This window comes from Pseudonocardia oroxyli, from assembly GCF_900102195.1.
GTDB lineage: Bacteria > Actinomycetota > Actinomycetes > Mycobacteriales > Pseudonocardiaceae > Pseudonocardia > Pseudonocardia oroxyli.
In genome coordinates this window covers 196,377-215,040 of the sequence record NZ_FNBE01000003.1, presented here as the reverse complement: position 1 = coordinate 215,040, position 18,664 = coordinate 196,377, and the positions used below count along the sequence as shown (strand labels likewise).

General features: G+C 74.2%; 20 protein-coding genes. 18 read left to right on the top strand and 2 right to left on the bottom strand.

The annotated features are described in order from the left end of the window. The first annotated feature begins 1 nt into the window (after window position 1). The 7 genes from BLS43_RS06015 to BLS43_RS05985 all read left to right on the top strand — a co-directional run bounded on the left by BLS43_RS06015 (window position 2) and on the right by BLS43_RS05985 (window position 5,292). Window positions 2-742: a dienelactone hydrolase family protein gene (locus tag BLS43_RS06015; protein ID WP_093077983.1), complete on the top strand. Its 741-nt coding sequence runs from the start codon at window positions 2-4 to the stop codon at window positions 740-742. 2 nt (window positions 743-744) lie between these two features. Then, window positions 745-1,002: a DUF6295 family protein gene (locus tag BLS43_RS06010; RefSeq protein ID WP_093077980.1), complete on the top strand. Its 258-nt coding sequence runs from the start codon at window positions 745-747 to the stop codon at window positions 1,000-1,002. A gap of 97 nt (window positions 1,003-1,099) precedes the next feature. After that, window positions 1,100-1,666: a biotin transporter BioY gene (locus BLS43_RS06005; RefSeq protein WP_093077977.1), complete on the top strand. Its 567-nt coding sequence runs from the start codon at window positions 1,100-1,102 to the stop codon at window positions 1,664-1,666. Further along, window positions 1,663-2,868 (top strand): AMP-binding protein, encoded by a 1,206-nt coding sequence (locus tag BLS43_RS06000; RefSeq protein WP_245707324.1) that lies wholly within the window; start codon window positions 1,663-1,665, stop codon window positions 2,866-2,868. Before BLS43_RS06005 ends, BLS43_RS06000 begins: the two co-directional genes overlap by 4 nt. Further along, window positions 2,865-3,998, top strand: coding sequence for a thiolase family protein (locus tag BLS43_RS05995; protein WP_093077974.1), 1,134 nt, complete (start codon window positions 2,865-2,867; stop codon window positions 3,996-3,998). The genes BLS43_RS06000 and BLS43_RS05995 overlap by 4 nt, the downstream gene beginning before the upstream one ends. Beyond that, window positions 3,995-4,669 carry an energy-coupling factor ABC transporter ATP-binding protein gene (locus BLS43_RS05990; protein WP_093077971.1) on the top strand — a complete coding sequence of 225 codons (675 nt, stop codon included), beginning with the start codon at window positions 3,995-3,997 and terminating at the stop codon, window positions 4,667-4,669. The genes BLS43_RS05995 and BLS43_RS05990 overlap by 4 nt, the downstream gene beginning before the upstream one ends. Further along, entirely contained in the window at window positions 4,666-5,292 is a 627-nt protein-coding gene (locus BLS43_RS05985; protein WP_093077969.1) for an energy-coupling factor transporter transmembrane component T family protein, read from the top strand. The genes BLS43_RS05990 and BLS43_RS05985 overlap by 4 nt, the downstream gene beginning before the upstream one ends. Window positions 5,293-5,399: 107 nt before the next feature. On the opposite strand, the gene bldD is transcribed toward BLS43_RS05985, so the two are convergent. Then, a complete protein-coding gene (gene bldD, locus BLS43_RS05980; protein WP_093077966.1) occupies window positions 5,400-5,891 on the bottom strand; it encodes a transcriptional regulator BldD in 492 nt (163 codons plus the stop codon). Between the two features lie 491 nt (window positions 5,892-6,382). Between bldD and pyrR the strand changes: the two genes are divergently transcribed. From pyrR to coaBC, 11 genes are all read left to right on the top strand, one after another. Beyond that, complete coding sequence (gene pyrR / locus BLS43_RS05975) at window positions 6,383-6,961, top strand: bifunctional pyr operon transcriptional regulator/uracil phosphoribosyltransferase PyrR (protein WP_093077964.1); 579 nt, start codon at window positions 6,383-6,385, stop codon at window positions 6,959-6,961. Then, window positions 6,958-7,902 (top strand): aspartate carbamoyltransferase catalytic subunit, encoded by a 945-nt coding sequence (locus BLS43_RS05970; protein ID WP_093077962.1) that lies wholly within the window; start codon window positions 6,958-6,960, stop codon window positions 7,900-7,902. The genes pyrR and BLS43_RS05970 overlap by 4 nt, the downstream gene beginning before the upstream one ends. Next, window positions 7,899-9,197 carry a dihydroorotase gene (locus BLS43_RS05965; RefSeq protein WP_093077959.1) on the top strand — a complete coding sequence of 433 codons (1,299 nt, stop codon included), beginning with the start codon at window positions 7,899-7,901 and terminating at the stop codon, window positions 9,195-9,197. Before BLS43_RS05970 ends, BLS43_RS05965 begins: the two co-directional genes overlap by 4 nt. Then, a complete protein-coding gene (gene carA, locus BLS43_RS05960; RefSeq protein WP_093077956.1) occupies window positions 9,194-10,345 on the top strand; it encodes a glutamine-hydrolyzing carbamoyl-phosphate synthase small subunit in 1,152 nt (383 codons plus the stop codon). The genes BLS43_RS05965 and carA overlap by 4 nt, the downstream gene beginning before the upstream one ends. After that, the gene (carB, locus tag BLS43_RS05955) at window positions 10,345-13,647 is read left to right on the top strand and encodes a carbamoyl-phosphate synthase large subunit (RefSeq protein ID WP_093077953.1); all 3,303 of its coding nucleotides are present in this window, start codon (window positions 10,345-10,347) and stop codon (window positions 13,645-13,647) included. The genes carA and carB overlap by 1 nt, the downstream gene beginning before the upstream one ends. A gap of 64 nt (window positions 13,648-13,711) precedes the next feature. Further along, entirely contained in the window at window positions 13,712-14,542 is an 831-nt protein-coding gene (pyrF, locus tag BLS43_RS05950) for an orotidine-5'-phosphate decarboxylase (RefSeq protein ID WP_093077950.1), read from the top strand. 156 nt (window positions 14,543-14,698) lie between these two features. Then, window positions 14,699-15,076, top strand: a complete 378-nt coding sequence (locus tag BLS43_RS05945) for a response regulator (RefSeq protein WP_237191964.1) — start codon at window positions 14,699-14,701, stop codon at window positions 15,074-15,076. A 264-nt stretch (window positions 15,077-15,340) separates the two neighbouring features. Continuing rightward, window positions 15,341-15,655, top strand: a complete 315-nt coding sequence (gene mihF / locus BLS43_RS05940; protein WP_093077948.1) for an integration host factor, actinobacterial type — start codon at window positions 15,341-15,343, stop codon at window positions 15,653-15,655. Between the two features lies 1 nt (window position 15,656). Next, the gene (gene gmk, locus BLS43_RS05935) at window positions 15,657-16,250 is read left to right on the top strand and encodes a guanylate kinase (RefSeq protein ID WP_093077945.1); all 594 of its coding nucleotides are present in this window, start codon (window positions 15,657-15,659) and stop codon (window positions 16,248-16,250) included. A 2-nt stretch (window positions 16,251-16,252) separates the two neighbouring features. Continuing rightward, window positions 16,253-16,525 (top strand): DNA-directed RNA polymerase subunit omega, encoded by a 273-nt coding sequence (rpoZ, locus tag BLS43_RS05930; protein WP_093077942.1) that lies wholly within the window; start codon window positions 16,253-16,255, stop codon window positions 16,523-16,525. Window positions 16,526-16,530: 5 nt separating this feature from the next. Further along, a complete protein-coding gene (gene coaBC, locus BLS43_RS05925) occupies window positions 16,531-17,739 on the top strand; it encodes a bifunctional phosphopantothenoylcysteine decarboxylase/phosphopantothenate--cysteine ligase CoaBC (protein WP_093077939.1) in 1,209 nt (402 codons plus the stop codon). A 101-nt stretch (window positions 17,740-17,840) separates the two neighbouring features. On the opposite strand, the gene BLS43_RS05920 is transcribed toward coaBC, so the two are convergent. Next, window positions 17,841-18,356, bottom strand: a complete 516-nt coding sequence (locus BLS43_RS05920) for an SH3 domain-containing protein (protein ID WP_093077936.1) — start codon at window positions 18,354-18,356, stop codon at window positions 17,841-17,843. Between the last annotated feature and the right edge of the window lie 308 nt (window positions 18,357-18,664).

Here is an 18,664-nt window from a genome sequence, read left to right as displayed (position 1 = left end):
CGTGGCGTACGACGCCGTCCTGGCCGAGACCGTGGGGATCCGCGGTCACGGTGACGACCTCATCGAGGCCTACACGGCCCGCCCGATGGCCCCCGGGCCACGCGGCGGGGTGATCGTGATCCACCACATGCCCGGCTACGACAAGGAGACGAAGGAGATGGTGCGCCGCTTCGCGGTGCTGGGCTACGACGCGATCTGCGTCAACCTCTACAGCCGGGAGGCGCCCGGCGCCGCCCCGGACGACGCGGCCGCCGCCGCCCGCGCCCGGGGCGGCGTGCCGGACGAGCGGTTCGTCGGGGACGCGAAGGGCGCCGCGCGGTGGCTGCGGGGCCTGCCGACGTCGAACGGCCGGGTCGGGACGATCGGCTACTGCTCCGGCGGCCGCCAGGCCTTCCTGAGCGGGGTCGAGGTCGACGTGCAGGCGGCCGTGGACTGCTACGGCGCGTTCGTCGTCGGGACGCCCCCGGAGGGCTTCCCGCTGCAGGTCGCGCCGCTGGCCGACCGGGTGCCCGAGCTGCGGGCGCCGCTGCTCGGCCTGTTCGGCCAGGACGACGCCCATCCGTCGCCCGCGGACGTCGACGAGCTGGAGAAGCTGTTGCGCGACAACGGGAAGACCTACGAGTTCCACCGCTACGAGGGCGCGGGCCACGCCTTCTTCGCCGTCAACCGCACGGCCTACCGGCCGGAGGCGGCGAACGACGGCTGGGAGCGGATCGAGGCCTTCTTCGGGAGGTACCTGTAACCGTGTGCACCTACTCCACGGAGCGGATCGAGGTGCGCCGCAGCAGCGGCAAGGGACCCGAGGGCTGGTTCCCGCTGCGCACCGCGACCGTCTACTACGACCACCCGGTCCACGCCCCGGACGATCACACCGTGAACATCGACTTCCTCGCCCCGGACCGCGGCCCGGGCGCGCGGGTGGCGGTGGAGCTGTCCCTGGAGTCGGCCCGCGAGCTCCTCGCGGCGCTGCAGACCACGGTGGAGCGTGCGCAGCACCACTGAGCAGAACTGAGCAGAACTGAGCAGAACCGAGCCGAGCCGACAGGGGAGTGGCGGGCGCGACAGCGGAGGACCGGGTTCCGCCGGCTAACCTTCACCCGTGTCCGACCGCCCGCGCGCCGCCGCGCCTGCCGCCGACCTCGCCACGACCGTCGTCCTGGCGGCGTTCATCGCCGTGCTGGGGCTGTTCCCGGGCGTCTACGTCGGGGCGTCGGGGGTGCCGATCGTGGTCCAGAACATGGGCCCGTTCCTGGCCGGGGTGCTCGTCGGGGCGCGGCGGGCGGTGTTCGCGCTGCTGCTGTTGCTCGCGCTGGTCGCGATCGGGCTGCCGCTGCTCTCCGGCGGGCGCGGCGGGCTCGCCCCCTTCGTCGGCCCGAGCGGCGGGTTCCTCCTCGGATGGATCCTGTCGGCGCTGGTCAGCGGCCTGATCGCGCAGCGCGCCCGGCGGCCCGGGCTGCCGCTGCTGCTCCTCGCCGCGTTCGCCGGGCTCGTCGCCGACTACCTGGTCGGGATCCCGTGGCTGGCGGTGTACACGGGCTCGTGGTCGACCGCGGTCACCGGGTCGCTGGTGTTCGTGCCCGGTGACCTCGCCAAGGTCGTCATCGCCGCGCTCGTCGCGTCGCTGGTGCACCGCGCGCTCCCGGGGCGGCTCGTGGGGCGCACGTGACCCCGGTGCTCGGCGGAGCCGCCCTGCCCGCGGACCTCGCCGCGCGGGTCGGGGCCGGGGCCGCCGAGCTGCAGCGCCGGGGGATCGGGCCGGGTGCCCGGGTGGCGATCGGCGACGGGGACATCCTCGCCTGGTTCCTGGCCTGTGACCGGCGCGGGGCGGCGGCCCTGGTCCTGGAACCCGGCTGGTCCGCGCGCGAGCGGGCCGGGGTGCTGGCGGACGCCCGCCCGGACACGGTGGTGGAGGGCACCCCCGACGCCGGCTCCGGGACGGTGGAGGACATCCCGGTCGACCTCGCCGCGCCCTTCTACCTGCCCACGACCTCCGGGAGCAGCGGCACGCCGAAGGTCCTGCAGCGCTCTCGCGCCTCCTGGCTGCGCAGCTTCGAGGCGCTGGGCGCGGTGCCGGGCCCGGTGCTGGTCGCCGGGCCGCTCAGCTCGTCGTTGTTCCTGTTCGGTGCCCTGCACGCGCTGTGGTGCGGTGCCGAGCTGCGGCTGGAACCCCGGCTGAGCGCGGCGGCCGCCCGCGGGGCCGCCACGGTCCACGTCGTGCCCGCGATGCTGCCGGAGATCGCCGCGGTCCCGTTCGAGCTGGTCGTGTGCGGGGGCGCGCACGTGCCGGAGGGCCTGCGCAGGCCGGAGCTGCTGGAGTACTACGGGTCCGCCGAGCACTCGCTGATCGCGATCCGGCAGGACGGGGCCCTGCGCCCGGTCTCCGGCGTGGACCTGGACGTGCGGGCGGGCGAGCTGTGGGTGCGCTCGCCGCTGGCGGTCGACGGCAGGCTCCGCGGCGGCGTGCTCGACCCGAGTCCGGAGTGGACCAGCGTGGGGGACCGCGTCGACCTCGTCGACGGCGTGCTCACCGTCCACGGGCGCGAGTCCGCGACGATCGGCTCCGGCGGCTTCCTGGTGGCCGCCGAGGAGGTCGAGGCGGTGCTGCGCGCGGTGCCCGGGGTGTCGGACGTCGTCGTCGCCGGGTCGCCGCACCCGCGGCTCGGGGCCGTGGTCACCGCCGTGGTGGAGGGCGAGCCCGCGCTCGCCGACCTGCGCGCGGCCGCCCGGGCCGGCCTGGACCCGCGCAAGCGGCCGCGGATCTGGTTGCGGGCGAAGGAGATCCCGCGCACTCCGGCGGGCAAGCCCGCCCGCGCCGCCCTCGCTGCGGCCCTCGCCGCGGGCACGCTCGACGCGGAGCCGCTCCGATGACCAGGCCGGTGGTGATCGCCGCCCGCCGGACCCCGATCGGCAACGCGGGCGGGATCCTGCGCGCGTTCACCGCGGACGAGCTCGCCGCGCCGGTGCTGCGGGCCGTGCGGGCGGACGTCGCGGGCGCCCCGCCGGTGGACGACGTGATCCTCGGGAACGTGTTCGGGCCCGGGGGCAACACCGCCCGGGTCGCCGCCCTGCGGGCCGGGCTCGGCGAGGGCGTGCCAGGACTGACCGTGGACCGCCAGTGTGCGAGTGGGCTCGCGGCGATCACGCTGGCCTGCAGCATGATCCGGGCCGGGGAGGGGCGTGCGTACCTCGCGGGCGGCACCGAGAGCGCGTCCACCGCGCCGCACCGCGCGTTCCGCTCGGACCCGCCCACCCCGTACACGCGCGCCCCGTTCGCGCCCGCGGAGCTCGGCGACCCGGAGATGGGGGAGGCCGCCGACCTGGTGGCGCGGGAGGCCGGGATCTCGCGGGAGCGGCAGGACCGCTTCGCCCTGCGCAGCCACGAGCGCGCGGTCGCCGCCCAGGCCGCGGGCCGGTTCGACGCCGAGCTCGTGCCGCTCGCCGGGACCGCAGGCGCGGTCTCGCGCGACCAGCGGCCGCGCGCCGGGTTCACGGCGGCGCGGCTGGCGCGGTTCCGCCCCGCCTTCACCCCCGACGGGACGGCGACCGCGGCGAACTCGTGCGCGGTGAGCGACGGGGCCGCGGCGGTCCTCGTGGTGAGCGAGGACGTGCGCCGTGAGCTGGGTGTTCCCGGCCTCCGGCTGGTGGCGAGCGCCACCTCGGGGGTCGACCCGCGGCGGCTGGGCCTCGGTGCGGTGCCCGCGATGCGGGAGGTCCTGGGGCACGGGCACCCGGACGTCGTCGAGTTCACCGAGGCCTTCGCCGGCCAGACCCTCGCCTGCCTGGACGCCGCGGACCTGCCCGAGGAGGCGGTGAGCCCGGACGGCGGGGCCGTGGCCCTCGGGCACCCGTGGGGCGCGTCCGGGGCCGTGCTCGTGGTGCGGCTGTTCAGCAGGCTGGTCCGCGAGGGTGCCGGACGGGTCGGGCTGACCGCGTTGTCGGCCGGCGGCGGCCTGGGTGTCGCGGCGCTGTGGGAGCACGTGCCCGGAGCAGGCCGGTGATCTCCTACCGCGCCGTCTCCCACCGGTACGACGACCGCACGGTGCTCGACGACGTCACCCTCTCCCTGCCCGAGGCGCGCGTGGGCTTCGTGGGCGCCAACGGCTCCGGGAAGTCCACACTGGCCCGGATGGTCAACGGCCTGGTCCGCCCGACGCACGGCGAGGTGCGGGTCGACGGGCTCGACCCCACGTCGGACGGCGCGGCCGTCCGCAGGCGGGTCGGCTTCGTGTTCACCAACCCGGACAGCCAGATCGTGATGCCGACAGCGGGGGAGGACGTCGCGTTCTCGTTGCGGCGCACGGTGAAGGACCGCGCCGAGCGGGCCGCGCGCGCCGCCGAGGTCCTGGCCGCGCACGGGCTCGAGGGCTACGCCGACCATCCCGCCCACCAGCTCTCGGGTGGGCAGAAGCAGCTGCTCGCCCTGTGCGGGATGCTCGCGCTCGACCCGGACGTGCTGGTCTGCGACGAGCCCACCACGCTGTTGGACCTGCGCAACACGCGCCGCTTCGCCGACATCCTGGCCGGGCTGCGCCAGCAGGTCCTGCTGGTCACCCACGACCTGGACCTGCTCGCCGGGTTCGACCGGGTCGTCGTCCTCGACGGGGGCGTGGTCGTGGCGGACGACGCCCCCGGGCCCGCGATCCGGTACTACCGGGAGCTCGTCGGATGAACCCGCTCGGCCTGTACGCGCCCGGGACCAGCCCGCTCCACCGCGCGCCTGCGGGCCCGAAGCTGCTGGTCCTGCTCGTGGTCGTGACGCTCGTCGTGGTGCGGAGCGACGTGGGCTGGCTCGCGGGCGCCTGCGGGCTCGTCGCGGTGGGCTACGCGGTCGCCCGCCCGCCGTGGGCGCGGGTCTGGCAGGTCGCGAGGCTGCTGCTCGTGCTGGCCGTGTTCGTGGGCGGGCTGCAGCTGTGGCTGGTCGGCCCGCAGGCCGCGGCGGTGACCGTGCTGAGCCTGGTCGCGGCGTTGGCGGCCGCCAGCCTGTTCACCCTGACCACGCGGATCGACGCGGTCGTGGCGGCCGTCGAACGGGGGCTGGGACCGCTGCGCCGGTTCGGGGTGCGCCCGGAGCGGCTGGGCCTGCTGGTCGGGCTCACGGTGCAGGCCGTCGGGACCCTGGCGGCGATCGCCGCGTCGGTGCGCGAGGCGGCCGTCGCCCGCGGGGCGGGCCGGTCGCCGACGGCGTTCGCCGTGCCGTTCGTGGTCCGCACCCTGCGCCACGCCGACGAGCTGGGCGAGGCCCTCGCCGCCCGCGGGGTGGGGGACGAGGACGCGGACGAGCGGACCGGCTGACCGGCCCGGGACGGACCGACGGCGGCGGGCCGGAGCCCGCCGCCGTCGGGGGAGTCGGTGCCGTGCGCCCTTCCCCGGTGCACGGAACCGATCGGAACCGGGCGGTGTCAGTCCACCCGGTGCGACGGACGGGCCTCGGGAGGCAGCACACCCCAGTCGATGAGCTGGTCGGTCAGCTCGCCGGGCGTCATGTCGTAGATGATCGCCAAGGAACGCAGGTCCTCGGCCCGGATCGACAGGACCTTGCCGTTGTAGTCGCCGCGCTGGGACTGGATCGCGGCGGCGTAGCGGGCCAGCGGGCCCACCTTGTCCGCGGGCAGCTGCTGGAGCCGCTCGAGGTTGATGACGATCTTCGTGGCCGGCTCGGAACCGGACGGCACCCGGCCCTCGGGGAGCAGCTCGGCCACCGGGACGCCGTAGAAGTCCGCCAGCTCCGCCAGCTTCTGCACGGTCACGGCGCGGTCGCCGCGCTCGTAGGACCCGACGACGACCGCCTTCCAGCGGCCCCCGGACTTCTGTTCGACGCCGTGCAGCGACAGCCCCTGTTGCTGCCGGATGGCTCGGAGCTTCCCCCCGAGCGCCTTGGCGTAGTCGCCCATGTGGCGATCTCCTCATTCCTGGTCGACCACGGCTCGAGAGCCGGTGGACCTGTGACGCGCAGCGACGACCCTGATCGCTGTCGATCAATACGCAGAGTAATCATGCGCCGGTCCCGCGGCGCAGGTCAAGCCGGGTGGCCCCGGACGGGTGCCTGGTGGGACTTTCCCACCCGAACGAAGGATGTCCCGTCCCCCGACGGCGGTATGTCGGCCACCACTGCCACGGTCCGCCCACCACGCAGCGCATCCGCTGGTACGCGTGGTGGCCGTGTGAGTGTGGCGCTGGGTGACCGTACGCCACGTGTGCACCGGGCCCGTGCCGCGTCCCTGTGGGTGTCACGTGTCGCCGACCGCGACGGGTGCGCAGATCGTGATGAGGCCGTGACCGGACGAGCCGGGTCGGGTGCCGCCGCGGCCGCCTTGCTAGGGTTCGCGGTCGACAGTCCCCCTTCTTTAACCCCGTCCCGTGAGGCGGGAAAGGAGAGCAACTCGTGGCGGAACCCCGCCGCGGGGAGGTCGGCGCGCGCGAGCTGCTCAGCGCTGCCGACGTCACCCGCACCATCGCGCGGATCGCGCACCAGATCATCGAGAAGACGGCGTTCGGTCCCGGCAACACCGCGGACCTGGTCCTGCTCGGCATCCCGACCCGCGGGGCCGTCCTGGCCCGCCGCCTCGCCGCCGCGGTCACCGAGTTCAGCGGGGCCGCCCCGGCCGTCGGCTCGGTCGACATCACGCTCTACCGGGACGACCTGCGCCGCGGCCCCGCCCGCGCGCTGGAGGACACCGCGGTGCCCGAGGGCGGCATCGACGGCAAGCTCGTCGTGCTGGTCGACGACGTGCTGATGTCCGGCCGGACCGTCCGGGCGGCGCTCGACGCGCTGCGGGACGAGGGCCGTCCGCGCGCCGTCCAGCTGGCGGTGCTGATCGACCGCGGACATCGCGAGCTGCCGGTCCGGGCGGACTACGTCGGCAAGAACGTCCCGACCTCGCGCGCCGAGCGGATCCTGGTCCGCCTCGCCGAGACCGACGAGGGGGACGGCGTGGCGATCGAGAGAGGGGACGGCGAGTGAAGCACCTCCTGTCCGTGGCGGACCTCGACGCCGCCACCGCGACCGGCCTGCTGGACACCGCCTCCCGACTCAAGGAGACCCTGCTCGGCCGCGAGGTCCGCAAGCTGCCGACCCTGCGCGGGCGCACCGTCGTCACGTTGTTCTACGAGGACTCCACCCGCACCCGCGTCTCGTTCGAGATCGCGGGCAAGTGGATGAGCGCCGACACGATCAACATCAGCGCCAAGGGCTCGTCGGTGTCGAAGGGGGAGTCGCTGCGCGACACCTCGCTGACCGTCTCGGCGATGGGCGCGGACTGCGTGATCATGCGCCACCCCGCCTCCGGGGCCGCGCACCGCGTCGCGGGCTGGCAGGACAAGGACGCCGCGGTCACCGGCACCCACACCAGCGTGATCAACGCGGGGGACGGCACGCACGAGCACCCCACCCAGGCGCTGCTCGACGCCGCGACCCTGCGGGACGAGCTGGGCGCGATCGCCGGGCGCCGGATCGGCATCGTCGGGGACGTGCTGCACTCCCGGGTCGCCCGGTCGAACGTGCTGCTGCTCTCCACCCTCGGTGCCGAGGTGGTCCTTGTCGCGCCGCCGACGCTGCTGCCCACGGGGGTGGCCGAGTGGCCCTGCCGGGTCTCCCACTCGCTCGACGCCGAGCTCCCCGCCCTCGACGCGGTGATGATGCTGCGGGTGCAGGCCGAGCGCATGCACGGCGGCTTCTTCCCCAGCGCCCGCGAGTACGCGATCGCCTACGGGCTCAACGAGAACCGGCTCGCCCTGCTGCCCGAGGGCGCGCCGGTGCTGCACCCCGGCCCGATGGTGCGCGGCATGGAGATCGCGCCCGCCGTCGCCGACTCGTCGAACGCCAAGGTCCTCGCCCAGGTGCGCAACGGCGTGCACGTGCGGATGGCCGTCCTCTACCACCTGCTGGCCGGAGCGCCCGAATGACACTGCTGATCACGAACGCGAAGCCGTACGGCGAGCAGGCCGTGGACATCCTCGTCGAGGACGGGGTGATCACCGAGATCGGGACCGACCTGGTGTCGGACGACGCGGGGGTGGACACGGAGGTGCTCGACGCGGGCGGCCACGTGCTGCTCCCCGGCCTGGTCGACCTGCACGTCCACCTGCGCGAGCCGGGCGGCGAGGAGTCCGAGACCATCGAGACCGGCGTGCACGCCGCGGCGCTCGGCGGGTTCACCGCCGTGTTCGCCATGCCGAACACCGACCCGGTGCAGGACACCGCGGTCGTCGTGGAGCACGTGCGCCGCCGCGGCGCCGAGATCGGGCTGTGCGACGTGCACCCGGTCGGCGCGGTCACGGTGGGGCGCAAGGGGACCCAGCTCGCCGAGCTCGGCACGATGGCGAACTCCGGCGCCCAGGTGCGGATGTTCTCCGACGACGGCTCCTGCGTGAACGACCCGCTGATCATGCGCCGCGCGCTGGAGTACGCGAGCGCGCTGGACGTGGTGATCGCCCAGCACGCGGAGGACCACCGGCTCACCGAGGGGGCGCAGGCCCACGAGGGCGCGGTCGCCGCCCGGCTCGGGCTGGCGGGCTGGCCCGCCACCGCCGAGGAGACGATCGTCTTCCGGGACTGCGCGCTGGCCCGCGAGGCCGGGGCGGACCTGCACGTCTGCCACGTCTCGTCGGTGCACACCGTCGCGGTCCTGCGCAACGCCAAGGCCCAGGGCATCCGCGTGACGGCCGAGGTGACCCCGCACCACCTGCTGCTCACCGACGGCAGGCTCACCGGGTACGACCCGGTGAACAAGGTCAACCCGCCGCTGCGCACGGGGACGGACACCCAGGCCATGCGCGAGGCGCTCGCCGAGGGCGTCATCGACGTCGTCGCGACCGACCACGCCCCGCACGCCGCGCAGTACAAGGACGCGGAGTGGGCGGCGGCGCGGCCGGGGATGCTCGGCCTGCAGACGGCGTTGTCCGTGGTCGTCCACACGATGGTCGAGCCCGGTCTGCTGGACTGGCGGGGCGTGGCGCGGGTGCTGAGCGAGAAGCCGGCGGAGATCGGGCGGCTGCCCGACCAGGGCAGGCCGATCGCCGTCGGGGAGCCCGGGACGTTCTGCCTGGTCGACCCGGACGCCCAGTGGACGGTCCGGGGCGCGGGCCTGGCCAGCAAGGCGGCGAACACGCCGTACGAGGGAATGCGGCTGCCCGGAGCGGTGGTCGCGACGGTTCTGCGTGGCCGGGTCACCGCCCGGGACGGGAAGGTGGCGGTATGAGCAGCACGACGGCGGTCCTGGTCCTCGAGGACGGACGCGTCTTCCGCGGCGAGCCCTTCGGGGCCGTCGGCGAGACCCTCGGCGAGGCCGTGTTCACCACCGGCATGACGGGCTACCAGGAGACCCTGACCGACCCGTCCTACCACCGGCAGATCGTGGTGCAGACCGCGCCGCAGATCGGCAACACCGGCTGGAACGGCGAGGACGACGAGTCCACCGGCATCCAGGTCGCCGGGTACGCGGTGCGCGACCCCAGCCCGCGGGCGTCGAACTGGCGGGCCATCGGCTCGCTGGACGACGCGCTGCGCACGCAGGGGATCGTCGGGATCGCGGGCATCGACACCCGCGCGGTCGTGCGGCACCTGCGCGAGCGCGGCGCCATGCGGGCCGGCGTGTTCTCCGGGGTGTCCCTGGCCTCGGACGAGGTGCTGGTCGAGCGGGTCCGGCAGTCGCCCGGGATGGAGGGCGCGGACCTCTACGGCGCCGTGACCGTCCGGGAGCCCTACGTCGTGGAGGCCCAGGGGGACAAGCGGTTCACCGTCGCGGCCCTCGACGTCGGGATCAAGTTCAACACCCCGCGGATGATGGCCCTGCGCGGCATCGAGACGCACGTGCTGCCCGCCGACACCACGATCGAGCAGATCCTGGCGCTCGAGCCGGACGGCTTCTTCCTGTCCAACGGCCCGGGGGACCCGGCCACCGCGGACGGGCCCGTCGCGCTGACCAAGCAGGTCCTGGAGCGGCGGATCCCGCTGTTCGGCATCTGCTTCGGCAACCAGATCCTGGGCCGCGCGCTGGGCCGGGGCACCTACAAGCTCCGGTACGGGCACCGCGGGATCAACATCCCCGTCGTCGAGCACGCCACCGGGCGGGTCGCGATCACCTCGCAGAACCACGGCTTCGCCGTCGAGGGCAGCGCGGGGGAGCGGTTCGACACCCCGTACGGCACGGGGGTCATCACCCACACCTGCCCGAACGACGGCTGCGTCGAAGGCCTTGCGGGACTGGACTTCCCGGCCTTCTCGGTGCAGTACCACCCCGAGGCCGCCGCCGGTCCGCACGACGCCGCGGACCTGTTCGACCGCTTCTGCGCGCTCATGGACGAGAACCGCTCGTCGGGCCGCCACCACCTGAGGGAGAACGTCTGATGCCGCGCCGTGAGGACATCCGGCACGTCATGGTGATCGGGTCCGGCCCGATCGTCATCGGCCAGGCCTGCGAGTTCGACTACTCCGGCACCCAGGCCTGCCGGGTGCTGCGGGCCGAGGGGATCCGCGTCTCGCTGGTCAACTCCAACCCGGCGACGATCATGACCGACCCCGAGTTCGCGGACGCCACCTACGTCGAGCCGATCACCCCGGAGTTCGTCGAGAAGGTCATCGCCGCCGAGCGGCCGGACGCCATCCTGGCCACCCTGGGCGGGCAGACCGCGCTGAACACCGCGATCGCCCTGCACGAGAACGGCGTGCTGGAGCGCTACGGCGTGGAGCTGATCGGCGCGGACGTCGACGCCATCGAGCGCGGCGAGGACCGGCTGAAGTTCAAGGAGCTGGTGCAGCGCATCGGCGGGGACGTGCCGCGCTCGGCCGTCTGCCACTCCATGGACGAGGTGCACGCCGCGGTCGCGGAGCTGGGGCTCCCGGTCGTCATCCGGCCGTCGTTCACCATGGGCGGGCTGGGCTCCGGCCTGGCCCACACCCCCGAGGACCTCGACCGGCTCGCGGGCGGCGGGCTCGCCGCCTCCCCGGTCACCGAGGTGCTCATCGAGGAGTCGGTGCTCGGCTGGAAGGAGTACGAGCTCGAGCTGATGCGAGACCACCACGACAACGTGGTGGTGGTCTGCTCCATCGAGAACCTCGACCCCATGGGCGTGCACACCGGCGACTCGATCACCGTCGCGCCCGCCATGACGCTGACCGACCGCGAGTACCAGCACATGCGAGACGTCGGCATCGCCGTGCTGCGCGAGGTCGGCGTGGACACCGGCGGCTGCAACATCCAGTTCGCCGTGCACCCCGAGACCGGGCGCCTGGTCGTCATCGAGATGAACCCGCGCGTGTCGCGGTCCTCGGCGCTCGCGTCGAAGGCCACCGGCTTCCCGATCGCCAAGATCGCCGCCAAGCTGGCCGTCGGCTACACCCTCGACGAGATCACCAACGACATCACCGGGGAGACGCCCGCGGCCTTCGAGCCCACGCTCGACTACGTCGTCGTCAAGATCCCGCGATTCGCGTTCGAGAAGTTCCCCGGCGCGGACACCGAGCTGACCACGACCATGAAGTCGGTCGGCGAGGCCATGGCGCTGGGCCGGTCCTTCCAGGAGGCCTTCGGCAAGGCGCTGCGGTCCATGGAGACGACCGCGGTCGGCTTCTGGACCACGCCGGACCCGGCCGAGCCGCCCACCGACGAGGAGATCCGCACGCCCACGGACGGCCGGATCTACACCGTCGAGCGGGCGCTGCGGGCCGGGCGCTCCGTCGAGGAGGTCGCGGAGATCTCGGGCGTCGACCCGTGGTTCCTCGACCAGATCGCGCTGCTCGTCTCCCTGCGGGCGCTCATCGAGGACGCCCCGGTGCTCGACGCGGACCTGCTGCGCCGCGCCAAGCGGGCCGGGCTCTCCGACCGCCAGCTCGCCGCGATCCGCCCCGAGTTCGCGGGCGAGGACGGCGTGCGCTCGCTGCGCCACCGGCTCGGGATCCGGCCCGTCTACAAGACGGTCGACACCTGCGCGGCCGAGTTCGCCGCGAAGACGCCGTACCACTACAGCGCCTACGAGACCGACCCCGAGGCCGAGTCCGAGATCGCCCCGCAGCGGGAGAAGGACAAGGTCCTGATCCTCGGCTCCGGGCCGAACCGGATCGGGCAGGGCATCGAGTTCGACTACTCCTGCGTGCACGCCGTGCAGGCGCTGCGGGCGGCGGGGTTCGAGACCGTCATGGTCAACTGCAACCCGGAGACCGTCTCGACTGACTACGACACCGCGGACCGGCTGTACTTCGAGCCGCTGACCTTCGAGGACGTCCTCGAGGTCGTGCACGCCGAGCAGCAGTCCGGGAACGTCGTCGGCGTGATCGTGCAGCTCGGCGGGCAGACCCCGCTCGGCCTGGCGGCCCGGCTCACCGAGGCGGGCGTCCCGGTCGTCGGGACCACGGCGGCGGCCATCGACCTCGCCGAGGACCGCGGGGCCTTCGGCGAGGTGCTGCGCCGCGCCGGGCTCCCGGCGCCCGCCTTCGGCACCGCGACCTCCTTCGACCAGGCCCGGGAGATCGCCGCGCGGATCGGCTACCCGGTCCTCGTGCGGCCGTCCTACGTGCTGGGCGGGCGGGGCATGGAGATCGTCTACGACGACGCCACCCTCGCCGGCTACATCGCCCGTGCCACGACGATCTCGCCCGACCGGCCGGTGCTGGTCGACAAGTTCCTCGACGACGCCGTCGAGATCGACGTCGACGCCCTGTGCGACGGCGACGAGGTCTTCATCGGCGGCGTGATGGAGCACATCGAGGAGGCCGGGGTGCACTCCGGCGACTCGTCCTGCACCCTGCCGCCGATCACGTTGGGCCGCAGCGTGCTCGACGCCGTCCGGACCTCCACCGAGGCGATCGCCCACGGCGTCGGCGTGCGCGGGCTGCTCAACGTCCAGTACGCGCTGCACGGCGAGACGCTCTACGTGCTCGAGGCCAACCCCCGGGCGTCCCGGACGGTGCCGTTCGTCTCCAAGGCCACGGCGGTGTCGCTGGCCAAGGCGGCGGCCCGGATCATGCTCGGCGCCACCATCGCGGACCTGCGGGCCGAGGGCATGCTGCCCGGCGTCGGCGACGGCACGGACCTGCCCGCCGACGCGCCGGTCGCGGTCAAGGAGGCGGTGCTGCCGTTCAACCGCTTCCGCACGCCGTCGGGCCAGGGCGTCGACCCGCTGCTGGGTCCGGAGATGAAGTCCACCGGCGAGGTCATGGGCATCGACGCGTCCTTCGGGCCGGCGTTCGCCAAGTCCCAGGCCGGGGCGTACGGGGCGCTGCCCTCGTCCGGCAAGGTCTTCGTGTCGATGGCGGACCGGGACAAGCGCGCCATGGTGTTCCCGGTGCGCAGGCTCGCCGACCTCGGCTTCGAGGTGCTGGCCACCGAGGGCACCGCCGAGGTGCTGCGCCGGCACGGGATCACCGCGACGGTGGTGCGCAAGCACTCCGAGCGGGACCGGGGCGAGACGATCGTCGACCAGATCCTCGCCGGGGAGATCGTGCTGATCGTCAACACGCCCTACGGCAACTCGGGCCCCCGCGTGGACGGCTACGAGATCCGCGCGGCGGCGGTGAGCCGCGGCGTCCCCTGCATCACGACGGTGCAGGGCGCCAGCGCGGCGGTGCAGGGCATCGAGGCGAACCAGCGCGGCGACATCGGCGTCCGGTCGCTCCAGGACGCCCACGCGGCCCTGCGCAAGGCCCGCCCGTGACCGCCCGTCGGCTTCTGGCCGCTGGGCGCGCATTGTGGCTCCACACTGCGGTGGGGGTGTCCGGGTGAGCTTCGGGGAGCGGCTCAGTGCCGCCGTGGCGCGGTTCGGGCCGCTGTGCGCGGGGATCGACCCGCATCCGGCGCTGCTGGCCGAGTGGGGGTTGGTGGACGACGCCTCCGGGCTCGCCGCGTTCTGCGACGCCGCCGTCTCGGCGCTGGCCGGGCGGGTCGCCGCGGTCAAGCCGCAGTCGGCGTTCTTCGAGCGGCACGGGTCGCGGGGGATCGCGGTCCTGGAGGACGTCCTGGCCGGACTGGCGGGCACCGGCACGCTGACGGTGCTCGACGTCAAGCGCGGGGACATCGGATCCACGATGGACGGCTACGCCGACGCCTATCTCGGCGTCGGCGCGGCCATGGCGGCGGACTCGATCACGGTGTCGCCCTACCTGGGCTTCGGCTCCCTCGACCCGGCCTTCCGGGCCGCCGAGGAGGCGGAGCGCGGGGTGTTCGTGCTGGCCCGCACCTCCAACCCGGAGGGCGGGTCGGTCCAGCTCGCCCCCGTGGACGGCGGGACCGTGGCCCAGTCCATGGTCGACGGTGCGGCGGCCCGCAACGCCGACGCGGCGCCACTGGGCGGGGTGGGCGTGGTCGTCGGTGCCACGCACGACCACGGCCTCGACCTCGGCGCCCTCAACGGCGCCGTGCTGGCCCCCGGACTCGGTGCCCAGGGCGCGACCCCCGCGGACCTCGCGGAGCGCTTCGGCGGCCTGAACGGGGTGCTCCTGCCCGCCGCGAGCCGCTCGATCCTCAAGGCGGGCCCCACCGTCCCCGCGCTGCGCGCGGCCGCGGAGAGCCAGCGGGACGCCCTCGCCCAGGCGCTCACCGTCCTGCGCTGAGCGCGGCGGGGTGGGCCCACCCGCAGGCCCACGAGCTTGATCACATCGCCGTTCACCCGTTCGGAGGGGGTGGTGGCACCCTGGTGTCGTGCCGGCCCGGGCGGGCAGTCTGTCCGGGCCTTGAGGAACAGGGCGCGAGCGGGGGAGGTACGGGGAGTGGGCGAGCACGTGGACGTCCTGATCGTGGACGACCAGCGCCCGTTCCGGACGGTGGCGCGCACCGTGGTCGGGATGGTCGGGGGATGGCGGGTCGCGGCGGAGGCCGAGAGCGGCGAGCAGGCGTGCGCGGAGGCCGAACGGGTGCACCCGGCCGTCGTGCTGATGGACATCAACCTGCCCGGCATCAGCGGCATCGAGGCGACCCGGCGGATCCTGGCCGCGGACCCGGCCGTGGTCGTCGTGCTGCTCTCGACCTACGCGCTGGACGACCTCCCCTCCGACGCCGCCTCGTGCGGCGCCGTGGCGTACATCAACAAGGAGGACCTCACGCCCGCCCGGCTGCGGGCGCTGCGCCCGGTCGAGCAGGCCGGCTGAGGGTGACGCACGCCACGTCCCGAACGGCTCCTGTCGGCGCCGAGCGGGCGGGTCGGTCTGGCTTGTGAGCGGGTGCTCGTGATATCACCCGGACGGGTGTGGACGGGCCTCCCTGTGGGATCAAACCCACAGGTGGCACCCCCGATGGCGTCGCCGGCGGATGTCTGGGTACGTTCGCTTCCGACCCCGGATCAATCCTCCGGGGACCGCGTCGCCCGGCCACCGGGTGACCGCCCTCGCGCACGACGAAAGACGGAGGAGACCGTGGCCCTTCCCCAGCTGACCGACGAACAGCGTGCCGCCGCCTTGGAGAAGGCCGCGGCCGCCCGCCGGGCCCGGGCTGAGCTGAAGGACCGCCTCAAGCGCGGGGGGATCACCCTCGCCGAGGTGCTGAAGCAGTCGGACACCGACGAGGTGCTCGGCAAGATGAAGGTGTCGGCGCTGCTCGAGGCGATGCCCAGCGTCGGCAAGGTCCGTGCCGCCCAGATCATGGAGCGCCTGGAGATCGCGCCGAGCCGCCGGCTGCGCGGGCTGGGCGAGCGGCAGCGCAAGGCGCTGCTCACCGAGTTCCCGTCCTGAGATGGACACCCGCCGGGGCCGGTTGATGGTGCTCGCAGGCCCCTCCGGGGTCGGGAAGAGCAGCATCGTCGACCGGCTCCGCAGGGAGCTCCCCGACCTGCACTTCTCGGTGTCGGCGACCACCCGGGCCAAGCGCCCCGGCGAGGTCGAGGGGGTGCACTACCACTTCGTCTCCCGCGAGGAGTTCGACCGGCTCGTCGCGGCCGGGGAGCTCCTGGAGTGGGCCGAGGTGCACGGCGGGCTGCAGCGCTCCGGCACGCCGGCCGAGCCGGTCCGGCGCGAGCTGGCCGCGGGGCACCCGGTGCTGGTGGAGGTCGACCTCGCCGGCGCGCGGGCCGTCAAGGAGAAGATCCCGGACTCGGTGACGGTCTTCGTGGAGCCGCCCTCGTTCGAGGAGCTGGCCCGGCGGCTGACCTACCGCGGCACCGAGTCGCCCGAGGTCCGGGAGCGCAGGCTCCGCACCGCCGTCGAGGAGATGGCGGCCCGGGACGAGTTCGACGTGGTCGTGGTGAACGACGACGTGCAGGCCGTCGTCGACCGGTTGGTAGAGTTGCTGGTCGCACCCCTGAACACAGCGTCTGGAGTTACCGAGTGAGCATGCCGCTGACCGGCCCCGTGGCCGGAGCGCTTCCCGAGGGCATCACCAACCCGCCGATCGACGACCTGCTGGACAAGGTCTCGTCGAAGTACGCGCTGGTGATCTACTCCGCCAAGCGCGCCCGGCAGATCAACGACTACTACTCCCAGCTGGGCGAGGGTCTGCTCGAGTACGTCGGCCCGCTCGTCGAGCCGGGTCCGCGCGAGAAGCCGCTGTCGATCGCCATGCGGGAGATCCAGAGCGGCCTGCTCGAGCACACCGAGGGCGAGTAGTCCGGGTGGCCCCTCGCGTTCTGTTGGGGGTCGCGGGCGGGATCGCCGCCTACAAGAGCGCGGAGCTGCTCCGGCGGCTGACCGAGACCGGTCACTCGGTGCGGGTCGTCCCCACCGAGTCCGCGTTGAACTTCGTCGGCGCCGCCACGTTCGAGGCGCTGTCCGGCCAACCGGTGCACACGGGCGTGTTCAGCGACGTGCCGTCGGTGCAGCACGTGCGGCTCGGCCAGGAGGCCGATCTGGTCGTCGTCGCGCCGGCCACCGCGGACCTGCTGGCCCGCGCTGCCGCGGGCCGGGCGGACGACCTGCTCACGGGGTCCCTGCTCGTCGCCCGCTGCCCGGTGCTCTTCGCGCCGGCGATGCACACCGAGATGTGGGAGCACCCCGCCACCCGCGCGAACGTCGCCACGCTGCGCGACCGCGGGAACATCGTGCTCGAGCCCGCGTCGGGGCGGCTGACCGGCAAGGACACCGGGCCAGGCAGGTTGCCCGATCCCGCCGAGATCGCCGAGTTCGCCCGGCTGCTGCTCGAGCGGTCGGACGCGCTGCCCCGGGACCTGGTCGGACGCCGGGTGGTCGTGTCCGCGGGCGGGACCCGCGAGCCCCTGGACCCGGTCCGCTTCCTGGGGAACCGGTCGTCGGGCAAGCAGGGGTACGCGCTGGCCAAGGTCGCCGCGCAGCGCGGGGCGCACGTCACGCTGGTGGCGGGGCCGACGGACCTCGCCGCCCCCGCCGCGGTCGAGCTCGTGCGGATCGGCACCGCGCTGGAGCTGCGCGAGGCGATGCACGAGGCGGCGAAGGGCGCGGACGCGGTCGTGATGGCGGCCGCCGTCGCCGACTTCCGGCCGTCGGACCTGGCCGGCCACAAGATCAAGAAGGACGGCTCGGAGCCGCCGCCGCTGCGGCTGGCCGTGAACCCGGACATCCTCGTCGAGCTGGTGGCGGCACGGGAGCCGGGGCAGGTCATCGTCGGTTTCGCCGCCGAGACGGGCGACGAGACCACCGAGTTCCTCGAGTACGGCCGCCGCAAGCTCGCCCGCAAGGGCTCCGACCTGCTGCTGGTCAACTGGGTGGGCGAGGGCGGCGCCTTCGAGAACGCGGACAACCAGGGCCGGCTGCTGGGCGCCGACGGCTCGGAGACCGAGGTCCCGCACGGCTCGAAGGCCCTGCTGGCCGCCCGCATCTGGGATGCGGTCGCGACCCGCCTGACCTGATCGTGAGCGGCGATGGTCGCTCTGGCGACCATCGCCACTCACGGACGAGAACGGGCGGCCCCGGTGTCCGGGACCGCCCGTCGTCGTGTGTCGTGTGTCCGTCAGCCGCCGAACAGGCCGCCGAGGCCGCCCGAGCGGGCCGGCGCCGGCTCCTCGGCGGGCGCGTCGGCGGGCTTCGCCGCGGGGGCGGCGGGGGCGTCGGCGTCCTCGGGGTCCTCGCCCGCGGCAGGCGCGGTGGCCGCACCCGGGGCCGGGGTGGTGGCCGGGGCGCGGTTCTGCGGGGCGGTGAGGCCGGCGTCGGCGGGCTTGTTCGGGTCGGCCGCGGGTGCCGCGTCCGCCTTCACGTAGTCCTTGACCGACCAGCCGCCGAGGTTGACGAGCTCGACGAACCCGTTCTTCTCCGCGCCGATCTCGACCTTCGTGCCGCGGTCGCAGACGGCGACGATCTTCGCGCCCGCCTCCGGCTCCGCGCGGACGTTGACGTTGTCGGTGCAGACACCGGGGGTCGCGGCGGACGCCGTCCCGGCGAGGACGGCCATCAGTCCGGCGGCACCGACGGCGACCGCGCCGCCCACCGCCGCGGCGATGCGGCCGGGACGCTGCAGGCTTGCCTTCATGGGGAGCACACTCCAAGGGGTCGTGTCGCCTCGCGAGGATCCGGGGTCGATGCCCGTCGCGGCGGCGGTTCGCGATGTCAGCAGGCCCAACGACGCGGACCGTGACCGATTCGGGACCCCGGACGTGGTCCACCCGATCGAGTGCTCAGGGTGAGCGATTCTGACGCAGCGTGAACGGCGGGTCGGGCCCGGCGGGCGCGCCGGTGGCCGGGGCCGGGCGCGGGGCCGAACGTCGGTGCGGTCCACTACGCTCGCGGTGACGGAACTGCACTGGAGCGCCCCCCACCTCGCAGCCGCGGACAGGGGTG